23 protein-coding genes are annotated in these 24,726 nt (G+C 49.3%); 10 read left to right on the forward strand and 13 right to left on the reverse strand.

All coding sequences use genetic code 11. From position 1 onward, the window contains the following. Positions 1 to 65 precede the first annotated feature (65 nt). The 3 genes from OGV98_RS08705 to OGV98_RS08715 all read left to right on the forward strand — a co-directional run bounded on the left by OGV98_RS08705 (position 66) and on the right by OGV98_RS08715 (position 2,286). Positions 66 to 449, forward strand: a complete 384-nt coding sequence (locus OGV98_RS08705) for a VOC family protein (RefSeq protein ID WP_003840800.1) — start codon at positions 66 to 68, stop codon at positions 447 to 449. A 333-nt stretch (positions 450 to 782) separates the two neighbouring features. After that, entirely contained in the window at positions 783 to 1,190 is a 408-nt protein-coding gene (locus OGV98_RS08710; RefSeq protein ID WP_044710869.1) for a cupin domain-containing protein, read from the forward strand. Between the two features lie 43 nt (positions 1,191 to 1,233). Beyond that, complete coding sequence (locus OGV98_RS08715) at positions 1,234 to 2,286, forward strand: NAD(P)-dependent alcohol dehydrogenase (RefSeq protein WP_088902220.1); 1,053 nt, start codon at positions 1,234 to 1,236, stop codon at positions 2,284 to 2,286. A 36-nt stretch (positions 2,287 to 2,322) separates the two neighbouring features. On the opposite strand, the gene OGV98_RS08720 is transcribed toward OGV98_RS08715, so the two are convergent. Then, positions 2,323 to 3,354, reverse strand: a complete 1,032-nt coding sequence (locus OGV98_RS08720; RefSeq protein ID WP_044710863.1) for a mechanosensitive ion channel family protein — start codon at positions 3,352 to 3,354, stop codon at positions 2,323 to 2,325. Positions 3,355 to 3,598: 244 nt separating this feature from the next. On the opposite strand from OGV98_RS08720, the gene OGV98_RS08725 reads away from it, so the two are divergent. Next, the gene (locus tag OGV98_RS08725; RefSeq protein WP_003020403.1) at positions 3,599 to 3,859 is read left to right on the forward strand and encodes a DUF2534 family protein; all 261 of its coding nucleotides are present in this window, start codon (positions 3,599 to 3,601) and stop codon (positions 3,857 to 3,859) included. 48 nt (positions 3,860 to 3,907) lie between these two features. Here OGV98_RS08725 and uspE read toward each other — a convergent pair whose 3' ends face one another. From uspE to ogt, 3 genes are all read right to left on the reverse strand, one after another. After that, a complete protein-coding gene (uspE, locus tag OGV98_RS08730; protein WP_003840808.1) occupies positions 3,908 to 4,858 on the reverse strand; it encodes a universal stress protein UspE in 951 nt (316 codons plus the stop codon). A 151-nt stretch (positions 4,859 to 5,009) separates the two neighbouring features. Next, positions 5,010 to 5,762, reverse strand: a complete 753-nt coding sequence (fnr, locus tag OGV98_RS08735) for a fumarate/nitrate reduction transcriptional regulator Fnr (protein WP_003020397.1) — start codon at positions 5,760 to 5,762, stop codon at positions 5,010 to 5,012. Between the two features lie 194 nt (positions 5,763 to 5,956). Beyond that, entirely contained in the window at positions 5,957 to 6,472 is a 516-nt protein-coding gene (ogt, locus tag OGV98_RS08740; protein ID WP_049003283.1) for a methylated-DNA--[protein]-cysteine S-methyltransferase, read from the reverse strand. A 225-nt stretch (positions 6,473 to 6,697) separates the two neighbouring features. Here ogt and smrA point away from each other — a divergent pair, with 225 nt between their 5' ends. After that, positions 6,698 to 7,261 (forward strand): DNA endonuclease SmrA, encoded by a 564-nt coding sequence (smrA, locus tag OGV98_RS08745; protein ID WP_003843940.1) that lies wholly within the window; start codon positions 6,698 to 6,700, stop codon positions 7,259 to 7,261. Positions 7,262 to 7,273: 12 nt separating this feature from the next. Here the strand turns inward: smrA and OGV98_RS08750 are convergent, their stop codons facing one another. Next, the gene (locus OGV98_RS08750; protein WP_003843938.1) at positions 7,274 to 8,506 is read right to left on the reverse strand and encodes a GGDEF domain-containing protein; all 1,233 of its coding nucleotides are present in this window, start codon (positions 8,504 to 8,506) and stop codon (positions 7,274 to 7,276) included. A gap of 67 nt (positions 8,507 to 8,573) precedes the next feature. Continuing rightward, positions 8,574 to 10,688: a putative bifunctional diguanylate cyclase/phosphodiesterase gene (locus OGV98_RS08755; protein ID WP_279279219.1), complete on the reverse strand. Its 2,115-nt coding sequence runs from the start codon at positions 10,686 to 10,688 to the stop codon at positions 8,574 to 8,576. A gap of 411 nt (positions 10,689 to 11,099) precedes the next feature. Here OGV98_RS08755 and OGV98_RS08760 point away from each other — a divergent pair, with 411 nt between their 5' ends. From OGV98_RS08760 to dbpA, 4 genes are all read left to right on the forward strand, one after another. Then, on the forward strand, positions 11,100 to 12,209 hold the full coding sequence (locus tag OGV98_RS08760; RefSeq protein ID WP_016150306.1) for a methyl-accepting chemotaxis protein: 1,110 nt from the start codon (positions 11,100 to 11,102) through the stop codon (positions 12,207 to 12,209). 154 nt (positions 12,210 to 12,363) lie between these two features. Further along, positions 12,364 to 13,347 carry a zinc transporter ZntB gene (gene zntB / locus OGV98_RS08765; RefSeq protein WP_003020379.1) on the forward strand — a complete coding sequence of 328 codons (984 nt, stop codon included), beginning with the start codon at positions 12,364 to 12,366 and terminating at the stop codon, positions 13,345 to 13,347. Between the two features lie 275 nt (positions 13,348 to 13,622). Beyond that, on the forward strand, positions 13,623 to 13,790 hold the full coding sequence (gene ynaL, locus OGV98_RS08770; protein ID WP_085951593.1) for a proline-rich small protein YnaL: 168 nt from the start codon (positions 13,623 to 13,625) through the stop codon (positions 13,788 to 13,790). A 28-nt stretch (positions 13,791 to 13,818) separates the two neighbouring features. Then, positions 13,819 to 15,192 (forward strand): ATP-dependent RNA helicase DbpA, encoded by a 1,374-nt coding sequence (dbpA, locus tag OGV98_RS08775; protein ID WP_202581292.1) that lies wholly within the window; start codon positions 13,819 to 13,821, stop codon positions 15,190 to 15,192. A gap of 93 nt (positions 15,193 to 15,285) precedes the next feature. On the opposite strand, the gene ttcA is transcribed toward dbpA, so the two are convergent. From ttcA to nifJ, 5 genes are all read right to left on the reverse strand, one after another. Further along, positions 15,286 to 16,221: a tRNA 2-thiocytidine(32) synthetase TtcA gene (gene ttcA, locus OGV98_RS08780; RefSeq protein WP_003833209.1), complete on the reverse strand. Its 936-nt coding sequence runs from the start codon at positions 16,219 to 16,221 to the stop codon at positions 15,286 to 15,288. A gap of 198 nt (positions 16,222 to 16,419) precedes the next feature. Next, positions 16,420 to 16,854 carry a universal stress protein UspF gene (gene uspF / locus OGV98_RS08785; RefSeq protein WP_003020369.1) on the reverse strand — a complete coding sequence of 145 codons (435 nt, stop codon included), beginning with the start codon at positions 16,852 to 16,854 and terminating at the stop codon, positions 16,420 to 16,422. Positions 16,855 to 16,935: 81 nt separating this feature from the next. Beyond that, positions 16,936 to 17,148, reverse strand: a complete 213-nt coding sequence (locus tag OGV98_RS08790; RefSeq protein ID WP_003020366.1) for a KTSC domain-containing protein — start codon at positions 17,146 to 17,148, stop codon at positions 16,936 to 16,938. 145 nt (positions 17,149 to 17,293) lie between these two features. Then, positions 17,294 to 18,424, reverse strand: coding sequence for a porin OmpC (gene ompC / locus OGV98_RS08795; protein ID WP_044710856.1), 1,131 nt, complete (start codon positions 18,422 to 18,424; stop codon positions 17,294 to 17,296). 366 nt (positions 18,425 to 18,790) lie between these two features. Further along, positions 18,791 to 22,315: a pyruvate:ferredoxin (flavodoxin) oxidoreductase gene (nifJ, locus tag OGV98_RS08800; RefSeq protein ID WP_061550118.1), complete on the reverse strand. Its 3,525-nt coding sequence runs from the start codon at positions 22,313 to 22,315 to the stop codon at positions 18,791 to 18,793. Positions 22,316 to 22,589: 274 nt separating this feature from the next. Here nifJ and OGV98_RS08805 point away from each other — a divergent pair, with 274 nt between their 5' ends. Continuing rightward, on the forward strand, positions 22,590 to 22,856 hold the full coding sequence (locus tag OGV98_RS08805; protein ID WP_003020360.1) for a putative hemolysin: 267 nt from the start codon (positions 22,590 to 22,592) through the stop codon (positions 22,854 to 22,856). Positions 22,857 to 22,869: 13 nt separating this feature from the next. Here the strand turns inward: OGV98_RS08805 and hslJ are convergent, their stop codons facing one another. Then, on the reverse strand, positions 22,870 to 23,289 hold the full coding sequence (gene hslJ / locus OGV98_RS08810) for a heat shock protein HslJ (protein WP_003840829.1): 420 nt from the start codon (positions 23,287 to 23,289) through the stop codon (positions 22,870 to 22,872). A 112-nt stretch (positions 23,290 to 23,401) separates the two neighbouring features. Then, the gene (locus tag OGV98_RS08815; protein ID WP_003020354.1) at positions 23,402 to 24,391 is read right to left on the reverse strand and encodes a 2-hydroxyacid dehydrogenase; all 990 of its coding nucleotides are present in this window, start codon (positions 24,389 to 24,391) and stop codon (positions 23,402 to 23,404) included. Positions 24,392 to 24,726 lie beyond the last annotated feature (335 nt).

Consider the following 24,726-nt stretch of genomic DNA (forward strand, 5'->3'; position numbering starts at 1 on the left):
ATTAACGATGTCAACATCCCTTACAGAGACCGTACTATTCTGGATACAACGGAAAGAGGTAAGCTATGAAAATTGCGCATATGGCGTTATGGACACAGAATCTCGAGCAGCAAGCTCGCTTCTGGGTCTCATTTTTTGACGGTAAGATCAACGAGAAATACTGCAGTAAAACCAACCCTGGGTTTGAATCTTATTTTGTCAAAATTGGCGAGGATATTGCAATTGAGTTAATGACCAAACCGGGTCTTGTCGGGCAGCAACCTGACAATAATTGTTGCGGATGGGTACACCTCGCCATTTCTGTTGGCGGCAATGAAAATGTTGATGCCGTTGCAATGCAAGCGCAGAAACAGGGGATATTAGTCTCAGGTCCGCGCACTACGGGCGATGGTTATTACGAAGCGGTGATAAAAGATCCTGACGGCAATTTAATCGAGATTGTGGCGTAAGTCATCAATTAGTAACCTGCAAATAAAGAGTACCTGCTGCTTATTATTGATGAGCTCAGCTCATAAGTTTGTCCTTCTTTTCCTCTCTAATCACCGACACGTCGAGTCTCTATAATTTTACTGTTTTCAGCCCCCGGTGGTGCAATGTTGCCACCGCTCTGGAGAGTCGAATATGCAATACCAACTGGATGCGGGACTCACGCTCAATGAAGCACAGCTCTATGCATACTGCGGTTTCCCTCGCAGTCTGAACGGCCGGTCCTGCTATACCCGTACGGTTTTTGATGAATGTCTTGCACGAACACCGCAGACATTATTCATACTGGAGTCACTATGAACGAACAATTTGATGGTAACAGCGTCTTTCCGCGAGGCGAGAAAAATGAAGCTTATGCGAAGTATTTCACTGGTGATAGCTATCTGACCATGCTCTCCATGGAAGGTGTGGTAATTGGCAATGTCGCATTTGAACCGGGTTGTCGTAACTTCTGGCATGTTCATCATGAGGGCGGACAAATATTGCTGGTGACCGGTGGTAGAGGCTGGTATCAGGAATGGAATCAACCGGCGCGCGAGCTGGAAACCGGTGATGTCGTGCATATTCCCGCGGGAATGAAACATTGGCACGGCGCTGCGCGTGATAGTTGGTTTGCCCATATCGCCGTGGAAATCCCGGCCCCTGGCGCGTCGAACGAATGGCTGGAACCGGTTAGCGACGCTGAGTACAACCTGCTGCCCTGAACTATGCTGGTTCTGGTAACACCTAATCCCTGAGGAGATCTCAATGGTCATGAACGTGAAGGGTTATGCTGCTCTGGCTGTGAAAGAAGATTTAGTCCCCCATAGTTTTGTTCGTCGTGACCCGCGTGAAGATGATGTGGTTATCGATATTTTATACAGCGGTGTTTGCCACTCGGATATCCACAACGCATACAACGATTGGGGCGGTGCTAAATATCCGATGGTACCAGGGCATGAAATCATTGGCCGCGTGGTGCATGTTGGTAAATCGGTAACGAAATTCAACGTGGGCGATCTCGCAGGGGTAGGCTGCATGGTTGATTCATGTCAACACTGTAGCGCCTGTGAACAAGGGCTGGAACAATATTGCGAAGAAGGCAACACGCTAACGTATAACGATATCGACCGTCATGACGGTTTGCCCACTTTCGGCGGCTATTCTGACAAAATTGTCGTTACTGAAAAGTTTGTGGTGAAGGTCCCTGAAGGGATCGATTTACGCGGTGCGGCACCGCTGCTCTGCGCCGGGATCACGACATGGTCGCCTCTGCGCCACTGGCAGGTAGGCGAGGGCAGTAAAGTCGCGGTTGTCGGTCTGGGTGGACTTGGGCATATGGCAATCAAACTTGCAAATGCACTGGGCGCGGAAGTTACGCTGTTTACGCGTTCACCGGGCAAAGAAGCTGATGCCAGACGTTTGGGTGCCAGTCATGTTGTGCTTTCCACTGACAGTGAGCAGATGAAAGCGACAGCGAATCAGTTTGATCTGATTATCGATACTGTGCCCTACGTTCATGACCTGAACCCGTATATCCCAACCCTGGCACTAAGCGGTACGCTGGTGCTGGTTGGTTATCTCGGTGCGTTGGATACGTTTCTGAATACGGTTCCCCTGATCCTTGGACGTAGGTCTGTGGCGGGTTCAGTTATCGGCGGTATTGCCGAAACGCAAGAGATGCTCGATTTTTGCGGTCAGCATGGTATTACCGCCGATGTTGAAGTGATCAATATTCAGGATATTAATCATGCCTGGCAGCGGATGTTGAAAAACGATGTGAAATACCGCTTTGTAATTGATATTGCCTCATTGAAATAAGTACAAAAAAGACGCGGATTTCCGCGTCTTTTTTTGTTAGTGTGTCGACGGCGATGCTTCAGGATTATCCATATACAGCGTCTGGCTGGGGAACGCAAAGTCGGCGCCATTTGCCTGGACTATCGTGATAATCTTTAAATAAACGTCTTGCTGTACCGCGAGCCATTCCTTCCAGACGGTGGTTTTCGTGAAGCAATACACCATGATATTCAACGATGAATCGGCAAATTCATTAAAATAGACCAACAGAGTTTGTTTCTGGTCTATTCCTGGATGGTTTTGCAGCATTTCTCTGACCGACTCGACAACAGCACCGACTTTATCGGCATCCTCATATCGTAACCCGATCACCGTTTTAATACGCCGGTTGGTCATGCGCCCTGGGTTTTCTACGCTGATGGAGGAGAAAATCGAGTTTGGCACATACAACGGACGATGGTCGAAGGTGTTTATTTTAGTCATTCGCCAGCCAATTTCGGCCACTGTGCCTTCAATATTGCGGTCCGGGGAGCGGATCCAGTCGCCGATGCTAAACGGTCTGTCGAAATAGAGCATAATGCCTGAGAAGAAGTTGCTCAGAATATCTTTCCCCGCCATACCCACAGCGATACCGCCAATGCCGCCAAAGGTTAACAGGCCGGATAAGCTCATACCGAAGTGTTCGCCATACAGTAAAATGATGGCAACCACGATGGTAATCTTGATGATACGCGACAGGATCCTCGCGCTGGTGATATCTCTGCCTTTATTAATCTGCGTCTTTTCAAACTGATTAATCACCAGAAAAAGTTTGATGGTCAGGATCAATGCAATCAACGAGGTGCAGATAAAGTCGACCACGTTGGGGGAGATAAATTTCAGGCTGTAACTTTCGATAACGTTATTAGCAATGCTGCCAAACGTCCCAATGATAATGGCATAGACAAAAAATTGTGCGGCATGAAATATGAATCCTTTGCAGCGACGCTCTCCACGATGATACCAGACACTCATCAGGACCAGCGCGGCACAGCAGCTGAGAATTACCGTCAAATTAAACGCATTATTCATAAACAGTTCAGCGATCATGATTCTTCCTGGCAACTCCATGTTATCTAAATATCATCTGACATCTTAATCCCCGGATATTTTACTCAGTTAGGGCGGTCAGATCATTAATCAAAAGGAGAGATAAATAATGCAATCAGCATTATTTTCAGCGAAATAGTGCTGACGTCAACCCTGTATGCGGTTTATGTAGCAGACAGTCAGTTGATGTCATGGTATTGTTAGCGCAAAGTAACAAGGTTTTCATCTGCAAAAGGACAGTACTATGATCATGGCTAAGCTGAAAACAGCGAAGGGACGGAAATTTTTGTTGTGCCTGCTTGGAGTGTTTATTATCGCAGCGTCGGTCGTGACGCGCGCGACGATCGGCGGCGTTATTGAACAGTATGACATTCCGCTATCCGACTGGACCGCTTCAATGTATGCCATTCAATCTGCAATGATTTGTGTCTACAGCATGGTGTTTACGATTCTGTTGGCTATCCCGCTTGGTATCTATTTTCTCGGCGGCGAGGAGCAACACTAGGCGTTTAAAATGCCGGATGATATCGCCATCCGGCATTTTATTATGTGGTTAATCGTCTTCTTCGTCGTCCAGTTCAACTGGCGTCTGATATTCATCTGGCTTGATGACCAGCAGGTCACAGCGTAGATGATCGATAACCTGTTCCGCGGTATTACCAAGGAACGCGGCAGAAATACCGGTACGTCCGACGGTCCCCAATACCACAATACCTGCCTGTAGGTGCTCGGCTAAATCAGGAATGACCTCTTCAGGTAAGCCTTTTTCAACGTGCGTCACTTTCTCATCAATACTGAATTTCTGGCGTAGCGCCTTCATGGCCAGCAGATGCTGTCCACGGATTGCGTCGTTATAAACGCTGGGATCAAATTCAGGCAGTTCAATCGCGATGTTGATTGGCGTAACAGGGTAGGCGCCTACCAGATGCACTTCGGTATGGTTAACCTGTTCTGCAAGCTGTAGCGTCTCTTTGACCAGTTTTTCATTGAGCGCGTTGTGATAAGCCTCTTCACTGGCGAGGTTTACTGCAACCAGTGCTTTACCCCCTTCAGGCCATGGCTGGTCTTTCACCATCCATACCGGACTTGGACATTTACGCAATAAATGCCAGTCGGTTGGCGTAAATATTACGGCTTCGAGGCGGTCGTGTTGGTGCGCCATCTTGAGGACCAGGTCATGCTTGGCGCTGATGACTTCCTGGATAATGGCTTCAAAGGGTCGGTTATGCCAGACCACTTTAATCTCCAGAGGGATCCCTGCTTCGATATAGTATTTCGCTTGTTCACGTATCCATGCAGTTCGCTGGCTGATAACCCCCTGACGCATTGCCGTACGCTCATCGGGCGACAGCAGGGTAGTCATCTCATAGGAAAAGTCATAGATCGGCAAAAAGGCTTTAATTTTGCCACCAATCCGTTGATGCAAATAAACAGCTCGCCGTAATGCTGGTTGATCGTCCTGGTTCGGGTCGATGACGACCAGCATATTTTTATACATAGCCATACAGGGTCTCCTTACAACTGTCATCGCAGTTTGTAACTAAAAGAGTAACCCAATAATGTGGTTTGAAACAGGGAATAACCTCCTGCCAGATCAATAAATCGGGATAATTTAGCGATTTGACAGAAGGATAACAGAGATGCTTGCGGAAAGATTACGCAACGTTACGCGTATGGCCAGCAAGAACTGCCAGCGCGTCGCTATTCTCAATAGTGATGTATTTGCCTTTCACCGCCAGCATACCGCTTTTCTGGAAACGACCCAGCAGGCGGCTGATGGTTTCAACCGTCAGACCGAGGTAGTTACCGATGTCGCCACGGGTCATGGTCAGGCGGAATTCACGAGGCGAGAATCCACGCTGGGCAAAGCGACGAGACAAATTGTAGATAAAGGCCGCCAGGCGCTCTTCAGCGTTTTTCTTCGACAACAACAGGATCATATCCTGGTCGCCTTTGATTTCGCCACTCATCAGACGCATCATCTGCTGACGCAGATTTGGCATTTTGCCGGACAGGTCATCAAGGGTTTCGAAAGGAATTTCGCATACCATCGAGGTTTCCAGCGCCTGAGCAAAGCTCGGGTGATGTCCGCTGCCAATCGCGTCAAAACCGACCAGATCGCCCGCCAGATGGAAGCCAGTAATCTGCTCATCGCCTTGTTCGGTAATGGTATAGCTTTTAATCGTTCCGGAGCGGATAGCATAGAGTGATTTAAGCTCATCACCTGCTTTAAAGAGCGTCTGCCCCTTTTGGATAGGCTTTTTGCGCTCGATGATGTTATCGAGCTGGTCAAGCTCATGCTCGTTAAGTGTGAACGGGATGCAAAGCTGGCTGATGCTGCAATCCTGGCAATGGATAGCACAACCGCCAGACTGAATGCGCCGTATAATTCGCTTTTCCGGGATCATAGGTCTGCTCAAGCCGTAATTGATATTTGTCAATTTTAACATCTTTTTGGTGAGCACGTAAGCCTGAGCTACTCCCAAGAGAGAATAATTCAGGCATAACTGGAGTGAATATTTGTATCTGCTTGATTAGCCACAATTAATTTGGGGTCGCATTATGCGGAAGTGTGATGGATAAGGCATTAATTGCCTGGAGTCTAGAGTAGCAAATAACCTTCGTGGCGCAATAACCACTCTTTTCGTTGTACGCCACCGGCATATCCGGTCATGGTGCCGTTACGTCCAATGACGCGATGACAGGGGACCACAATGCTTACTGGATTGGAGCCATTAGCTGCGCCGACGGCTCTTGCAGCACCGGGGCGACCCAACTTTTCGGCCAGTTGACCATAATGCATGACCTGCCCGCAGGGGATAGTGCGTAACGCTTGCCAGACTTCACGCTGGAAAGGCGTCCCTGCGGTTGCCGTTTCAAGCGTGTCAATGATGCTGAGGTTTCCGGCAAAATACTCAGCGAGTTTGTCGCTTAATCCACCTGGGTTTTTGGCGGTAATGCGCTGATAACCTTCTGTGCGGTAATGAATATCAAGCAATTGTTCCATGCGATCGCTGTGCTGATCCCATTCCACTGCGCGCAGGCGAAATTGCTCATCACAAATAACCCACAGCGGGCCCAGCGGCGTGTCGATGGTGTCTTCCAGTAAGTTAAGCATCCGTTTCTCTCATTACAGCATTCAGGCGAGGCTACACATTATCACGCCAGTGACCGTCGCAGCTATACCTCTAAAAATGGATATCAACTTGTCGTGAGTAGATCGGTTCAGCGCGACGGATCCGGTTAATTATTGGAAATAACCGTAAACCGTTACCGGTATAGTTGTCGGTATAATAGTGCGCGGTTATGATAATGCCCATCGCAATACGCTGGAGGATGAAACATGAACCTTGATGATGCATCGTTGTTTCTTGACGCTATGGGGGATGTTCAACCGCTGAAAAGCCATACCGATGTACACTGGCAGCCCATGCGCAATCTTCGCACTCCGGCGCGTATCGATACGCTTCAACTGGATAATTTTCTCTCGACGGGATTTCTCGATATTGTCCCGTTAAGTGTGCCGCTCGAGTTTCGTCGCGAAGGTTTACAGAACGGTGTGACAGACAAGCTGCGAAACGGAAAATACCCGCAGCAGGCGAGTCTTAATCTTATTCGCCAACCTGTTGAAACATGTCGTCAGATGCTCTTTAGCTTTATTCTGCAGGCGCAGCAAGAAGGGTTGCGTAACGTGCTGGTGATACACGGCAAGGGACGTGACGATAATTCTCATGCCAATATTATTCGCAGCTACGTAGCGCGCTGGTTGACGGAATTTGACGACGTGCAAGCATACTGCGCCGCACTGCCGCATCACGGCGGCAGCGGGGCATGCTATGTGGCATTGCGTAAAACCGCGCAGGCAAAACAGGATAACTGGGAGCGTCACGCTAAACGTAGTCGCTGAACGACGTAAACATCAGGCGGCCAGCACTCTGTTCCTGCCTTCGTTCTTGGCTTTGTACAACGCGTCGTCAACACGTTTGAATAACTCATCGATACTTTCATTTGTTTCGTGCCGTGCTACACCAATGCTGACGGTAAAGCGGGGAAGGCCAGGGAGAGTCACCTTTGCCACTGTCGCACGGATCACTTCTGCTAGGTTGAGAGCGACATCCAGCGACGTTCGCGGCAGGAGCAGCACAAATTCTTCACCACCCCAGCGAAAAATAAGATCGTCTTTTCGCGCACAGGATTCCAGGGTGCGTGCCAGAGCACAAAGCACTTCGTCGCCTTTTAAATGGCCAAACAGATCGTTAATGCTTTTAAAGCGATCCGTATCGATCAACAACAGGCTGTAGTCCTGCGTCAATGATATCGCATGCGTCTGTTCCGGCTCGGTTACCTGATAAAAATGTCGGCGGTTAAGTAATCCCGTTAAAACATCTCGCAGGGCCGCACGCTCCAGCTCCTGTTCCAGCCGCTTTTGTTCGGTAATGTCATGAATAATGCACAACATCAGTTTATTACCGTAAATTTCGATCGGTCCGGCGTAGGTTTGCACATGACGGGAAGTCCCATCAGCCAGTTTATGGACAAAATGCAAAGGTTTATGGCCGCCGGGCAGATGGGCGATTTCATGCATCACCGGAAGTATATGGCGGCCCAGCATATTGATTTCCCATGTATGTTTCTGACACATCACATCATGAGTGTATCCATAAAAATTGAGCGCACTGAGGTTTGCATCCACGATCAACCCATCGCGGGACGGATCAATAAGTAACATTGGCGCGGAATTAGTCTGGAAGAAGCGCGCATAAAATCCCTGTTTTTTCCGCTGATAGGTTGCTGAACGGCTCGCTTTCAGACCCTGTGCAGCAGGCGTCTCAATGCCTTCGAAAAGGATGACTTCACCCATGCCAGGCAGGGGTTTAATGGAAAGGCGACTTGCCATCGCAATCTCTTCACCGTCGCGGTAAACCGTGAGAATTTCCACTACATGGTGATGATTTCGCAAGTCGCTGAGATACATGGTTAAGTCATTTTGAGCATGCGTTGAAAATGTTCCCTTGCGGAGCGGGGAAAAACAGAGACCCTGCATTAGCTCCCGTGCAACGTTATTAGCGAACACCAGCTCTTCGGTATGTGGCAAAACAATCCACACCGGAAAGGTTAATAAATCCAGTGAATGCAGCTCGGTTGTGCTCATCGATAATCCCGTTATCTTTATCTGCTGTGTTGCCTGTTAAATGGCGAATATTTTTAGATATTACGTCTCACAATGTTATTGATTGTCGGTGAGACAAGGGGTGTACAACTGGCTTTTGCTTGATACTGTTTTCTTGTTGTATCAGTTCATGAATCTTATGTGCTGGCAGCGGTTTTGCAAACAAGAAACCTTGCAGCATGCTACACCCCATCTGAGTAAGGAGTATTTCCTGTTCCTGGGTTTCTATTCCTTCTGCCACCACACGCATATTCATGGAGTGAGCTATGTCAATAATGGTAGACACAATTTTTGTGTTTTTGCTGTTCTCGCTGATATCTTTGACAAATATCCTGTCAATTTTTAATTCGCGCGCCGGAAGAGACTTCAGCATCAATATATTTGAATAACCTGTACCGAAATCATCAATAGATACGGTGATCCCCAAAGCAGAAAAAGCATTCAGGACTTCCACACTGCGTTTCAAATTTTTAAGGGCGGTGCTTTCAGTGAGTTCCAGCGTGAGGCAAGCAGGTGACAGTTGATACTGCGCCAGGGCGTTACAAACAACATCAATAATATCATGCTGTTCAAACTGGGCGGGTGAGAGGTTAACGGCGAGCGTCCATTCTGTATTTCCCTGTAATTTCCATTGATGCAACTGCAGGCATGCCTGCTGGATAACCCATTTCCCAACGGGAATAATCAGGCCCGTACCTTCCAACGCAGAAAGAAATTCGGCTGGCAGCAGCATGCCGCGTTCCGGATGATGCCAGCGTAATAATGCTTCAAAACCGGTCAGGGAATGATCTCCAGCGGTATATTTAGGCTGATACCATAGCTCAAACTGGTTGCGTTCAAGTGCTTGCGACAATTCTTGTAAAAATGTCGGCGGTGTATCCGCGATAGCTTCCATTTCCGGATGATAAATAGCCCAGCCGTTTCTGCCCGCCTGTTTGACATGATACATCGCCATATCGGCCTTCACTTTTAGCTCATGCAGCGTTGAGCCATGCTCAGGGTAAATACTGCTCCCCGCACTTAACGAAACCCGAATGGTATGTCCGAACAAGGTAAAGGGTTCACCGATCACATCGGCAATCCGCGTCAGCAGGGCGGAGATATCCTGTTGGTTGCAGTCTGGAATCAGCAGGATAAATTCATCGCCCCCCAGTCTTGCCAGCGTCATTGAGTCATCAAGGCAAGTGAAGATTCGCTGTGTACTGGCTATCAGTAGCTGATCGCCAATGTGATGTCCCCAGGTATCGTTAACGACTTTAAAACGATCGAGGTCGATAAATACCAACGCGAAATGCTGCTGATGCAGTTTAGAATGCCGCAGGCAGGCCAGTAAGCAGGTGTCTATTTGCGTACGATTAGCGAGACCGGTCAGCGCGTCGAAGTGAACCTGATGCTCAAGCTGGCAGTTCAACTGATGCAGATTGTCAGCCAGTCGGGAGGTACGGAGTTGCGAATCCACCATCGAAACCACCAGCATGATCCCCAAAATAACAAGCGTGACGGCGCAGACCCAGATAGAAAGTTCCAGCGTGCTGAGACCATCGTGCGCAGTGTGTCCAAAATGGGTGAACGTAGCTGCTCCCATACCGGTGTAATGCATAGAGGCTATTGCCAGCGCCATAATAAAGGCAGCAATAAGCCGATTTATTAGCGCTCGACGGCTATTTTGGCGTAAGTGAAAGGCCAGCCACAAACCCACGCCAGACGCAGCGACGGCAATAATCACGGAGAGCAGGATCAGCGAGCGATCCCAGGTTATAGCCACATGTTCGATAACGGCATACATACCAACGTAGTGCATTGTAACAACACCGGCACTTAATATGCTGGTAGCAATGAGCAGGCGTTTTGTTGATAGCGTATTACCAGAAATGGCGATATTGATGGCGACTGTCGCAGAAATGAGCGCAATAAAGAACGAAAACGCGGTGAGGGATAAATGGTAATTTATTGGCATACTCATTTTCATGGCCAGCATACCGATAAAATGCATCGACCAGATCCCCATACCCAGCGTAGCGCCGCCAGAGAGTCGCCAGAAGGTAGATTCACGTCTGCTGGAAATTGCCACTTTGCCCGCACTGTCGAGGGCAATAAAGGAGGCAATAAACGCGACAATAAAGGAAATCCCAATCAATACAGGGTCCCACGACACGTGCAACATCTTACTACCTATCAAAAAAAAGACGTGATGATAAATTTAGCAGGTTTTGTCCAGTTAACCTGATAAAACCTGGGATGTTCTTGTGTTTTTACAATGACTATTAGAGGGAAGGGGCAAACATCGAAAATGATAGACCTTTACTTATACAAATATTCATAAGATTTATAATTCTGTGCATTTTATGCACACGACGTGCTTGTCATCACAATAATCTAACGACAAGCGACAGTCTCATCCTTTGTAGGATAAAACACCTGGTTAATGTAAATTAATAGTGTGATTACCTGTCTTAAGTGAAAGGATTGCAGACTCTCATTGAAAGTTCGTCTTTCGTCTCCGCGTTATGGAAATTTGCATTGCAGATGCTATAAAAAATAATATCCACGTTATTTCTTAGCGCACAGGACTAAAATGTTAAATGATATTAGCGTCAGAACCTTTATTATTTTATTTCTGCTCATTACGGCGGTCGCTCTCAATGTTTTTGAAATAATATTTTCCGCTCCCCCGGTAATTATCATTGGAACTAATTTGGTCAGTTTTACTTCTATATTATGTTTGTGGTGGTACATGACGAAATATTTAGTCGTGCCAATTAATACGGTTAAAAGAAGCATTGAGGAGGTAACCTCCGGGAATCTGGCGATTAGTATTCCAGAGTTTGGCAATAACTGTGCGGGGAGATTAATACCGGGCATTAATAGTTTATCAAGTAATATTTCAACACTCGTTAATGAGATCAGAACATCTTCGCAAACGGCGATGGCGCTCTCTGAGCAGCTCGCGGAACGCAGCGCTGAGTTATCAGTAAAAACAGAGCAGCAATCCGGAGCATTAATGCAAACGGCTGCCAACATGGATGAAATAGCGGTCAGCACGCGTAACAATGCAGAGAATACGCAAATGGCGAGTGCTAAGGCCAATATTGCAACACTATCTGCCCGGCAGGGCGGTGATTTAATGGTGCAGGTCGCAACCAATATGCAGTCGATCACCGAGTGCGCCCAGCAGATGACAGAAATTATTACCCTGATAGATGGTATTGCATTCCAGACAAATATTCTGGCATTGAATGCCGCCGTAGAAGCGGCGAGAGCGGGAGAACATGGCAAAGGTTTTTCCGTGGTGGCCGGAGAGGTACGAATGCTCGCGCACCGTAGCGCAGATGCCGCTAAGAATATTAAACATCTGATTGCCCAAACTCATGAAAACGTTCAACAAGGCGCGGCTATTGTGCGTGAAGCTGAAAAAAATATGCAGGATATTGTTGGTGGCGCCGGGCAATTAAACCAACTGATGGGCGAGATATTAACCACTACGCAGGAGCAGGAGAAAGGGATCATCAGTATTACTCATGCGCTCGCGGAACTGGAAAACGTTACCCAGAGTAACGCCATTATGGTGGATGAACTGTCTGACTCTTCGGATATTCTGAAAAATCAAGTGACTGACCTCCAGTCGCGAACGCACAAGTTTCGTTTAAGTCACGCTTTTGAATCTGAGAGACGCCAGCGGGCTTAACAGGGGGCCTCGCAACAAGCGCCACATTTGTCGGCGCTTTTTTTGTTATCAGATACTTTTATGAGTCATTTCAGCACAATGGGACAATGAGATATTGCTTAACATATTCTGACGGCTAGACTAACGAAAAAAGCTGAATGTTTGTGGAGGCGCTGTGGAAGCCATTAAGGGAACGGATGTTAATGTGCCGGATGCCGTGTTTGCCTGGCTGTTGGATGGGCGTGGTGGGGTGAAACCACTGGAAGATAACGATGTTATCGACACTCAGCATCCCTGCTGGCTGCATCTTAATTATACTCATCCTGAAAGTGCGCAATGGCTGGCGACAACGCCCTTACTCCCCAATAACGTGCGTGATGCGCTGGCGGGTGAAAGCACGCGCCCGCGTGTCAGCAGGGTAGGAGAAGGTACGTTAATTACGCTGCGCTGTATCAACGGCAGCACCGACGAGCGGCCTGACCAACTGGTAGCGATGCGTTTATATATGGATGAGCGTCTGATTGTCTCAACGCGTCAGCGCAAAGTGCTGGCACTGGATGACGTGGTCAGCGACCTCCAGGAAGGTACAGGGCCAGCTGATTGTGGCGGTTGGCTGGTGGATGTTTGTGATGCGCTGACCGATCATGCCAGCGAATTTATCGAACAGTTGCACGACAAAATTATCGATCTGGAAGATAACCTGCTCGATCAGCAGATCCCGCCGCGTGGCTTCCTGGCATTACTGCGTAAGCAGTTAATTGTGATGCGCCGTTATATGGCGCCACAGCGTGATGTCTATGCCCGCCTGGCGAGCGAACGGTTGTCCTGGATGACTGACGACCATCGGCGACGGATGCAGGATATCGCTGACAGGTTGGGGAGAGGACTGGATGAAATCGATGCCTGTATTGCCAGGACCGGTATCATGGCGGATGAAATTGCGCAGGTGATGCAGGAGTCTCTGGCTCGCCGAACGTATACAATGTCATTGATGGCAATGGTTTTTCTTCCCAGCACATTCTTAACCGGGCTTTTCGGCGTTAACCTCGGCGGTATCCCTGGCGGTGGTTGGCAGTTCGGTTTCTCACTTTTTTGTATTCTGTTAGTGGTCCTGATTGGTGGTGTTACTTTATGGTTGCATCGTAGTAAATGGTTGTAACAACAACGTTTTTTAGTGACTTTTGCGCATGAAAACGTCCTGAATTTTGAGCGAGGTCAATAAACCATCTACCTATTCGGGGCAATATCTCTCTCGCAGGTGAATGCAACGTCAAGCGATGGGCGTTGCGCTCCATATTGTCTTACTTCCTTTTTTGAATTACTGCATAGCACAATTGATTCGTACGACGCCGACTTAGATTAGTCGGCTTTTTTTTGCCTGCAGGAAATCAGCGTCTACCCTAAAAGAGTCAACCTGAATGACTGGAGGAGTATATGACCTGTCTGATTGCAACTGCGCACACGGATTCGCTCCCGACTGACCCGGTTCCCATTCCCGATCCCATTCCTCGTCCGCAGCCAATGCCGGATCCGCCGCCGGATGAAGAACCTATTAAATTGTCGCATCGTGGGCGTAGATCTGCGAGGATACGCGCCTGCTGAATGTGAGTTTTTACCGCGAGATTAAATTGTGACCGCTTTTTCAACCCTGAATGTTTTACCTGCTGCTCAACTCGAGAACCTTAACGAGCTGGGTTATCTTGAAATGACGCCTGTTCAGGCTGCTGCATTACCGGCAATCCTGGCGGGGAAAGATGTTCGCGTGCAGGCTAAAACCGGCAGTGGCAAAACGGCTGCTTTTGGTCTTGGGCTATTACAGCATATTGATGCCGCGCTGTTTCAGACGCAGTCTCTGGTGCTGTGCCCAACCCGAGAGCTTGCCGACCAGGTGGCGGGTGAACTGCGTCGTTTAGCGCGCTTTCTGCCAAACACCAAGATCTTAACGCTATGCGGTGGGCAGCCCTTTGGTGCACAGCGTGACTCTCTGCAGCATGCACCTCATATTATTGTCGCCACGCCGGGGCGTTTACTCGACCACCTGCAAAAAGGCACCGTTTCTCTGGAAGCCCTGAATACGCTGGTTATGGATGAAGCCGACCGTATGCTGGATATGGGCTTTAGCGATGCGATTGATGATGTCATTCGCTTTGCACCAGCTTCTCGCCAGACCTTGCTGTTTTCTGCGACCTGGCCGGAAGCCATTGCCGCCATCAGTGGCCGGGTGCAACAAAATCCATTAACCATTGAAATTGATACGGTCGATGCGTTACCGGCGATTGAACAGCAGTTTTTCGAAACCTCCAGCCACGGAAAAATTCCGCTGCTGCAAAAATTGCTCAGCCAGCATCAGCCTGCTTCATGCGTCGTTTTTTGCAACACCAAAAAAGACTGTCAGGCCGTGTGTGACGCATTGAATGAGGCGGGGCAAAGCGCACTTTCACTGCATGGAGATCTGGAACAGCGCGATCGCGACCAGACGCTGGTGCGTTTTGCCAACGGCAGCGCACGCGTTCTGGTTGCCACCGATGTGGCCGCACGTGGCCTGGATATTAAATCACTCGAACTGGTGGTTAACTTCGAGCTGGCGTGGGATCCGGAGGTTCATGTCCATCGTATCGGACGTACCGCGCGAGCCGGTAACAGCGGTCTGGCGATTAGTTTCTGTGCGCCGGAAGAAGCACAGCGTGCCAATATTCTTTCTGAAATGCTGCAATTGAAGCTGAACTGGCTGCCAGCGCCAGCTAACGTGTCAATCCTGCCGCTGGAAGCAGAGATGGCGACGTTATGCATTGATGGTGGCAAAAAGGCTAAAATGCGTCCTGGTGATGTTCTGGGGGCTCTGACCGGTGATATTGGCCTGGATGGCGCCGATATCGGCAAAATTGCCGTTCATCCGACACACGTCTATGTCGCCGTTCGCCAGAACATAGCGCACAAGGCGTGGAAACAATTGCAAAACGGTAAGATTAAAGGCAAGACTTGCCGAGTTCGTTTATTGAAATAAATACCCATTGGAGTGCCTGATGGTGCTCCGCTTACCAGGCCTACAACGGGTATATGCTCGTTGTAGGCCTGATAAGACGTTTACATAATCGCCTTACTTCACTTCCACCACGTTCAGGCGTAACTCATCCAGTTGAGCATCATCTTCTTCTGGCTGCCAGCCCGCAGGCTGCAGCGGGATCTCTTCACGATCGAACGCTAAATCACCGCCGTCCACAACCTCTGAACCGTGCTTAATGCCTTTAAAATCGAACAGATTGATATCGCTCAGATGTGAAGGCACAACGTTCTGCATCGCACTGAACATGGTTTCAATCCGACCTGGATAGCGTTTGTCCCAGTCACGCAGCATGTCAGCAATGACCTGACGCTGCAGGTTAGGCTGTGAGCCGCACAGATTGCACGGAATAATCGGGAAACCTTTCGCTTCGGAGAAGCGCTCGATATCTTTCTCACGACAGTAAGCCAGCGGGCGGATCACGATGTGCTTACCGTCATCACTCATCAGCTTCGGCGGCATACCTTTCATTTTTCCGCCGTAGAACATGTTTAAAAACAGCGTTTGCAGGATGTCGTCGCGATGGTGGCCGAGCGCAATCTTGGTGGCACCTAACTCGGTTGCCGTACGGTACAGAATGCCGCGACGCAGGCGAGAGCAGAGCGAGCAGGTCGTTTTGCCTTCAGGGATTTTGTCTTTGACGATCCCGTAAGTGTTTTCTTCAACAATCTTGTACTCAACGCCCAGCTGTTCCAGATACTCCGGCAGAATGTGCTCTGGGAAGCCAGGTTGTTTTTGATCGAGGTTAACCGCAACCAAGGAAAAACTGATCGGGGCGCTTTGCTGCAAATTACGCAGGATCTCCAGCATGGTATAGCTGTCTTTCCCGCCGGAAAGACACACCATAATGCGATCGCCGTCTTCGATCATATTGAAGTCGGCAATGGCTTCGCCCACGTTACGACGCAGACGTTTTTGCAATTTGTTCAGGTTGTATTGTTCTTTCTTGCTAATATCTTGATTTTGCGACATTTAATAGAGGCTCAATTCATAGTGTGGCATCAGAAGAGTATGCATCACGCCGGATAGTCCGGCAAAAGAAGTCTGATATAAAAACTGTGGCGTGTATGGTACGGATAAGCGGGAAAAATGTCAGCACATTTAGGACAGGAATCGTGGGGTATAAGTGGTAGAAACAAAAAGCCCGCAGCGATGTGCGGGCCTGAAAGCTTAGCGGACTACCAGTACCGAACACTCCGCATGACGCACTACTGCTGCGGCGTTAGAGCCCAGCAGGTAGGTGGTGATGTCAGGTCGGTGTGAGGCAATAATGACCATATCAGCCGGTAATTTTTTGGCGATCTCCAGAATCTTATCTTTCGGCGCACCTTCTGCGACATGAATGTGCACTCTGTCCGTTGGGATATTGAACTTCTTGATAATCTCTTCCAGTTGAGATTTTGCTTCGGCTTTCAGATCGTCCATGGCCGGTAACTCTGCCGAGTAGGCCAGTCCCAGAGAAGCGTAGTAGGGCAGTGACGGAATTACGGTCAGAAAATGGACCTGCGCATCGTCAATTTTGGCCTCTGCTTCAACATGGGCAATAACGCGTTGAGTTAATTCTGAGTCTGAAATATCGATGGGTACAAGAATCGTTCTGTTCATAAAACCTCCTGTTTAAGTATCCACCTAAAGCTTACCGCGTAATGGCACTTTATGTACAATGACAAAGATCACATTTTGGCATCACTTTATTTTGATTTCAGGAAACTTGCCTTTTATTACGCCGTCGTAAAATCGACCTTTCGAGACCACGCTCAGGAAATCACGAAAAATACGGGCAGGGACAGGCTGATATTGCAGGGTAGCCAATTGGTGAAAGCGAATTTCCAGCGTGTGAGAGGATTCGTCATAGCCGACGGATGCAATACGGGATGATTTTACAGGATGATGATTCATTGCAGGTATCCTCTACTACAGGTCTTAATGCAAGATATCATCTATCAGAGAGATGTTTTAACGCAACAGATATAATGTTTTGATCTGGATAAAACAGAATTGTTAGAACATAAAGAGAGCCCGCTGTTGCCAGCGGGCTGACGGATTAGAACTGGTAAACCAGACCTAATGCAACTACGTCATCAGTAGAGATGTTGTTACGAGTGTAGAAGCTGTCGTCTTCGTCCAGCAGGTTGATTTTGTAATCAACATAGGTGGACATGTTTTTGTTGAAGTAGTAGGTAGCGCCGATATCAGCATATTTAACCAGGTCTTTGTCACCGTCGGTAGCGTTCAGGTCTTTACCTTTAGACATCAGGAAAGACACAGCCGGACGCAGACCGAAGTCGAACTGGTACTGTGCAGTGACTTCGAAGTTCTGGGTTTTGTTGGCTACGCCGCTGTCGCCGTACGGAGTCATGTTACGGGTTTCGGAGTACATGGTTGCCAGATAGATGTTGTTGGCATCGTATTTCAGGCCGGTAGTCCATGCGTCAGCGGTATCACCGCCAGCAACGTTGCCGCCAGCTTTACCTGCGTTAACCTGCTCGTTAGTACGGTCAGAAGTAGAGTATGCCGCACCGAAGCTCACGCCCATACCCAGATCGTAGGTAGAGGAGATACCGAAGCCGTCGCCGTTAGAGTTCTGAACGTTACGGTCGCCGCCGTTACCGTTACCGGTACCTTCCTGCTCATCACCCGCTTGTTCGTTTGCGCCCTGATACTGCAGTGCAAAGTTCAGACCGTTTACCAGACCGAAGAAATCGGTGTTACGGTAAGTTGCTACGCCGTTAGCACGGCCGGTCATAAAGTTATCAGCATAGGTGTAGGAGTCACCGCCGAACTCAGGCAGCATATCGGTCCAGCCTTCTACGTCGTACAGTACGCCGTAGTTACGGCCGTAGTCGAATGAGCCGTAGTCGCCGAATTTCAGACCGGCAAAGGCCAGACGAGTGAAATTATTGTTGCGGTTGCCTTCAGTGGTGTTGGCATTGACCTGATATTCCCACTGACCGTAACCGGTGAGCATATCGTTGATCTGAGTTTCACCTTTGAAGCCGCCACGAACATAAGTCTGATCGCCATCTTTGTTGGCATCATCAGAGAAATAACGCAGGCCGTCTACTTTACCGTAGAGATCTAATTTGTTGCCGTCTTTATTATAAACTTCAGCCGCGTGAGCAGCGCCTGCAGCCAGCAGGGCAGGAATTACGAGAGCCAGTACTTTTCTGTTCATTGAAATAATCCTTTAGTTTTTTTATTAACCTGTGACTACCCATGTAGGGAGTAAAAGCATGCTAAAGGAGAAGTTCCGTAAAGAGATAAATATGAATTGTTACGCCTTAAGTAAAACCTTAAATAAATAATTCTACGGAAATGATGATAATTGCGATGAATGTGTTGCGTGAAAATATATAAAATAAAAATTATACAATTGAATTTTGTTGGGCTATTCTGCGCGTGTTATATGCCTTTATTGTCACGTTTTATTTTTCGTTGGTATATTGATGGTAATTATTAATTAGCCAGCGAATAAATTGACAAGCCCGAACAACTGTTCGGGCTTTTTTTTTGGTTCCAGGCAAATATTGAGATAAATGTATTACTCGGCACCGCTCTTTTCTGCTTTACCTGCCAGTTGGGCCAGGAAGTCGTAGCGTTTTTGCAGATCGGCGGCGGCGTCTTTCCACAGCTGCTCAGCAACTTCTGGCTGTTGGGCATTCAGGCGGCGGAAGCGCTGCTCGTTAAGCAATGTTTCGGCCAGCGCGTCTGACGGTGGGCGAGAGTCCAGCGCCAGCGGCAATTTACCTTCATCTGCACGACGCGGATCAAAGCGGTACAGCGGCCAGAATCCGGTCGCCGTCAGCTGGCGCATCTGATCGTGGCTTAGCGCGAGATCGTAACCGTGCTCCTCACATGGGCTATAGGCGATAATCAGCGACGGACCCGGATAGGCTTCTGCTTCCTGAATCGCTTTCACCGTCTGGTTCAACTGTGCGCCCAGAGAGATCTGTGCAACATACACGTGCCCGTACATCATCATACTGACGCCAAGATCTTTACGCGCCTTGCGCTTGCCGTGTTCGCCAAATTTGGTGACAGCCCCGAGCGGTGTGGCTTTCGACGCTTGTCCACCCGTGTTGGAGTAACATTGAGTATCCAGCACCAGAATATTGACGTTCTCGGTCAGACTCAGGACGTGATCCAGACCGCCAAAACCAATATCGTAAGCCCAGCCGTCGCCGCCAATCAGCCAGATGGATTTCTCGACCAACGCGTCGGCATCGGTTAACAGCTGCTGTGCGCCTTCGACATCTTTCAGGTGCTGGCGCAGCGCGGCAACTTGTTCACGGCGTACTTCTGGCGTCGCTTCAGCGTGCAGGGCGTCATTCAGTTCAGCCGGAATGTTATCGGCAAACTGTTCCAATAAACGCATAACGCGCACACGGTGCTGATCTACCGTCAGACGGAAGCCCAGACCGAACTCGGCGTTATCCTCAAACAGTGAGTTTGCCCACGCGGGCCCACGACCGTTAGCGTCGGTGGTATACGGCGTTGAGGGCAGGTTACCGCCATAAATCGATGAACAGCCGGTCGCATTGGCGATCAGCATGCGGTCGCCGTACAGTTGCGTAAGCAGTTTGATATACGGCGTTTCACCACAGCCCGAGCAGGCGCCGGAATATTCAAACAGCGGCGTTATCAACTGTGAGGTACGAATATCAATGCGTTCCAGTTTAGTGCGGTCTATTTCCGGCAGATTGAGGAAGAAGTCGTAGTTAACTTTTTCTTCTTCAACATGCTCAAGGCGCGACATCATATTGATGGCCTTGATCTCCGGATTCTGCCTGTCTTTCGCCGGGCACACTTCGACGCACAGATTACAACCGGTGCAATCCTCAGGCGCAACCTGCAGGACATATTTCTGACCGCGCATATCGCGTGATTTCACATCCAGAGAATGCAGGCTGGCAGGGGCGTTTTCCATCGCTTCTGGTGAAACCACTTTGGCGCGGATTGCCGAGTGCGGGCAAGCGGCAACGCAGTGGTTACACTGGGTACACAGCTCTTCCTTCCAGATGGGGATCTCTTCGGCGATATTGCGTTTTTCCCAACGCGTGGTGCCCATTGGCCAGGTGCCGTCTGGCGGCAGCGCGGATACGGGAAGAGCATCACCCAGACCGGCGAGCATTGCCGCGGTAACGGTTTTCACGAAATCCGGCGCGGCATCAGAAACCACCGGTGGGCGGTTAGCGCTGTGCGGGTCAACTGGCTGGAGTGCCACTTCGGCGACGGATTCACGCGCCAGAGCCAGCGCCTGCCAGTTACGTTCAACCAGATCCTGACCTTTACTGCTATAGCTTTTCGCAATAGCACCCTGCAATTCAACCAACGCGCTGTCGCCGGGTAAGATTTGCGTCAAATGGAAGAATGCCATTTGCATAACGGTGTTAATACGCGCTGCCAGACCGCATTCGCGAGCGATTTTGGCCGCATTAATCACGTAGAAACGGGCCTTCTTCTGATTCAGTACTGCCTGAACTTCCTGCGGCAAACGCGCCCAGACTTCATCCACGTTGTAAGGAGTATTAAGCAGGAAGATCCCGCCTGGTTTCAGGCGCTCGGCCATCTGATACTTATCGATAAATTGCAGTTGGTGACAGCCAACAAAATCGGCTTGTGAAACCAGATACGCTGATCGAATAGGCTGCTCGCTGACGCGCAGGTGAGAAACCGTCAGACCGCCTGCTTTTTTCGAGTCATACACGAAATAACCCTGCGCATACCACGGCGTCGAGTTACCGATAATCTTGATATTATTTTTGGTGGCCGACACGCTGCCGTCACTGCCCAGACCGTAGAACAGCGCTTCGAGCTTCGCGGTACCGGGCAGGGTGTTTTCCGGTAGCGGTAGTGACAGGTTGGTGACATCATCATAGATACCAACCGTAAAGCGAGGTTTCGGCTTCGCGCTACTCAGCTCAGTAAAGACCGCCATGACGCAGTCCGGGCCAAACTCTTTGGAAGAAAGGCCATAACGCCCGCCAATTACGCGCGGTAGGGTTTCCCGCTCGCCGCAGTTAAAGGCTTCCGCCAGCGCGGTCATTACATCCAGATACAGCGGTTCTGCCTGGGCACCCGGCTCTTTAGTGCGATCCAGAACGGCGATGCTGCGTACGGTTTCCGGCAGGGCGCGCAGTAAATGTTTGGCAGAGAATGGGCGGAACAGCCGAACTTTCAGGACGCCAACTTTCTCTCCACGAGCAAGTAACTCTTCGACGACTTCTTCGCAGGTACCAATTGCAGAACCCATCAAGATAATGACACGTTCCGCCTGTGGATGACCGTAATACTCAAAGGGTTGATACTGGCGGCCCGTCGCCGCGGCGAAGTCGTTCATCGCCTGTTCGACGTTTTCGTAAACCGCGTTGTACCAGGGGTTTGTCGCTTCACGCGACTGGAAGTAGGTATCCGGGTTCGCAGATGTCCCGCGAATAACGGGATGTTCAGGGTTCAGCGCGCGGGCACGATGCGCATCAATTTCAGCTTGCGGCATCAGGCTGAGGATCGTGTCATCGGCCAGCGGCACAATTTTATTGATTTCATGCGATGTGCGGAAACCATCAAAGAAATGAATAAACGGAACCCGACTTTTCAGAGTGGCCATTTGTGAAATGAGCGCAAAGTCCTGTGCTTCCTGCACGCTGCTGGCACACAGCATCGCGCACCCTGTCTGGCGCACTGCCATTACGTCGGAATGGTCACCGAAGATAGACAGCGCATGAGTAGCAATGGTACGCGCGGCAACGTGCAGCACAAATGGCGTCAACTGACCGGCCAGTTTGTACAGCGTTGGGATCATCAGCAACAGGCCCTGCGATGAGGTAAACGACGTAGAGAGCGCACCGGTCTGCAATGCACCGTGAACGGTCGCGATTGCGCCGCCTTCTGACTGCATTTCTACGACGCGAGGGGTATCTCCCCAGACGTTTTTAAGCCCGTTTCCGGCCCAGGCATCTGCCTGTTCAGCCATCGTCGAACTGGGCGTAATCGGGTAGATGGCGATAACTTCGCTGGTACGAAATGCGACTGAAGCAACCGCACCATTACCGTCAATTGTGATCATACTGACACCCTTACATTGCGCAAAAAGAGGGACCCGCGTAACCGCGGCGGATCCTGTAGTTATCTTTCTATTTTAGCAAAAGCGCTAAAGACAGATTTTCGCTTTTGTGTCCTGGGAATAATCAGAATGAATGGTTTGATCAAAGGAGTAGCCAAAAAATTGCCAGAAAATGTAAACAGCACGCATAAATGCGCATTTTGCCTCTCGACGGCAGTGTTTCCGCTGCCTATTATTTATGGCTGTGTCGTTTGGTTAATATTCAGAGGGGAGTAAGATGCGCGCAGCGTTTTGGGTAGGGTGTGCCGCGTTATTATTATCGGCGTGCAGCAGTGAACCTGTTCAGCAGGCAACAGCCGCTCATGTCGCACCGGGGATGAAGGCCGCAATGTCCAGTTCTGGAGAGGCAAATTGCGCCATGATTGGAGGTTCGCTCTCCGTGGCACGCCAACTGGATGGTTCTGCCATCGGCATGTGTGCATTACCTAACGGCAAACGCTGTAGTGAGCAGTCGCTTGCCGCCGGAAGCTGTGGGAATTATTGAGCCACTGCTTTTATTACATTAAATCTGCCAGTTTAAACGTCAACGTTTGTTCTGCTGTAGCCAGTGTTAACTGGTCAGCAGTCAGATCAACTTGTGCGCCTTGCTTAAACATCTCGCTGACGATGCCGTCGAGCGCGTTAAGCTGTGGATCGGCGCACATCATGCGCGTCATTGCCATGTCTTTCACTTTTAATTCACCGTCGGACAGCTTGCCCTGACCATGGAACTGATTACACATTTTTCCCGACACCGTCATATTTTCACCGAAACTTAATTCAGGTGGGTTATTGGCGACGGTTACCGGCTTGCCATTGACGCTCTGCAAAACGAAGCGGTGATGCTGCAACTGTTCGCGATTGACGGACACTTTTCCATTGCTCACACAGCCAGCCATGAGCATGCTGAGCGCAATCAACGTGACAACTTTCTTCATTCTATTTCTCTGGGTTTGTGACGGGAATACATTCAATATAATAATGATACTGAGTGTTTTATCATCGGTGATTGTCTGAAAATGCTCCCCTGAATCCAGGGGAGCACGGAAATCAGAAGAGGGCGTTTGGACAGGTTTCGCCTTTGGAGATTTGTGCCAGATTCTGTAGCGTAGTCTCAGAAATGCTGGTTAACGCTTCGGCGGTCAGGAACGCCTGATGCCCGGTAAACAGCACGTTATGACAGGCCGACAGGCGACGGAACACATCATCCTGAATCACGTCATTGGATTTATCTTCAAAGAACAGATCGCGTTCGTTTTCATACACGTCCATACCCAGAGAACCAATTTTCTGGTTTTTCAGCGCATCGATAGCGGCTTGTGAATCGATCAACGCCCCGCGGCTGGTGTTAATCACCATCACGCCGTTTTTCATTTGCTCAAAGGCTTCGTGATTGAGCAGATGATAATTCTCCGGTGTTAACGGGCAGTGCAGAGAGATGACATCGGACTCGGCAAATAGCGTTTTAAGATCGACATATTCAACACCTAACTCCAGCGCAGCAGCGCTTGGGTAGGGATCAAACGCCAGCAGGCGCATACCAAAACCTTTCAGGATCCGCAGGGCCGCAATACCGATTTTACCGGTACCGATCACCCCAGCTGTTTTGCCATACATGGTAAAGCCGGTCAGCCCTTCAAGAGAGAAGTTGGCATCACGGGTACGCTGATAAGCGCGGTGAATGCGGCGATTCAGCGTCATCATCATGCCAATCGCATGCTCAGCGACGGCTTCCGGTGAATAGGCTGGCACACGTACGACCTGCATACCCAGCTCTTTTGCAGCGTCGAGATCGACGTTGTTGAACCCGGCGCAACGTAGCGCGATATATTTCACGCCATGCTTTTTCAGCTCTTCCAGAACAGGGCGGCTACCATCGTCGTTGACGAAAATGCACACGGCTTCGCAGCCATGGGCGGTTTTGGCTGTTTTTTCCGTCAGCAGAAAGTCAAAGAATTCAAGTTCAAAACCAAAAGCCTCGTTAACCTGCTGCAGATACTTCTTGTCGTACTGTTTTGTACTATAGATGGCGAGTTTCATAAGACTTTCTCCAGTGATTTTGACGTCACATTAATCCAATTCAAATTATTTTACAAAATATAAAAAGTTATTGATAGTCATAGACGTAATGAATAATTCCAACGTATATCTGGTTAGTGTGGGCAGATTACGCGTTTTCAACAACTGGAGAATTTTCATCCAGCTCATGCCGGTAAAGACAACGTGGTTAAAAAGCCAGCCGAATCACATCCTGACAGCTACGCTTATACAGGTAGCAAATATCGGGAGGAGTCATGCTAACTCACTCTGAAGCAAAACGATGGGCCACCTTAATGCTGAAGGCGGCATTATGTGATGGTATGAAACCTGATGAG

Source organism: Citrobacter sp. Cf136 (assembly GCF_030333815.1).
In the GTDB taxonomy this organism is placed as follows: Bacteria; Pseudomonadota; Gammaproteobacteria; order Enterobacterales; family Enterobacteriaceae; genus Citrobacter; species Citrobacter freundii.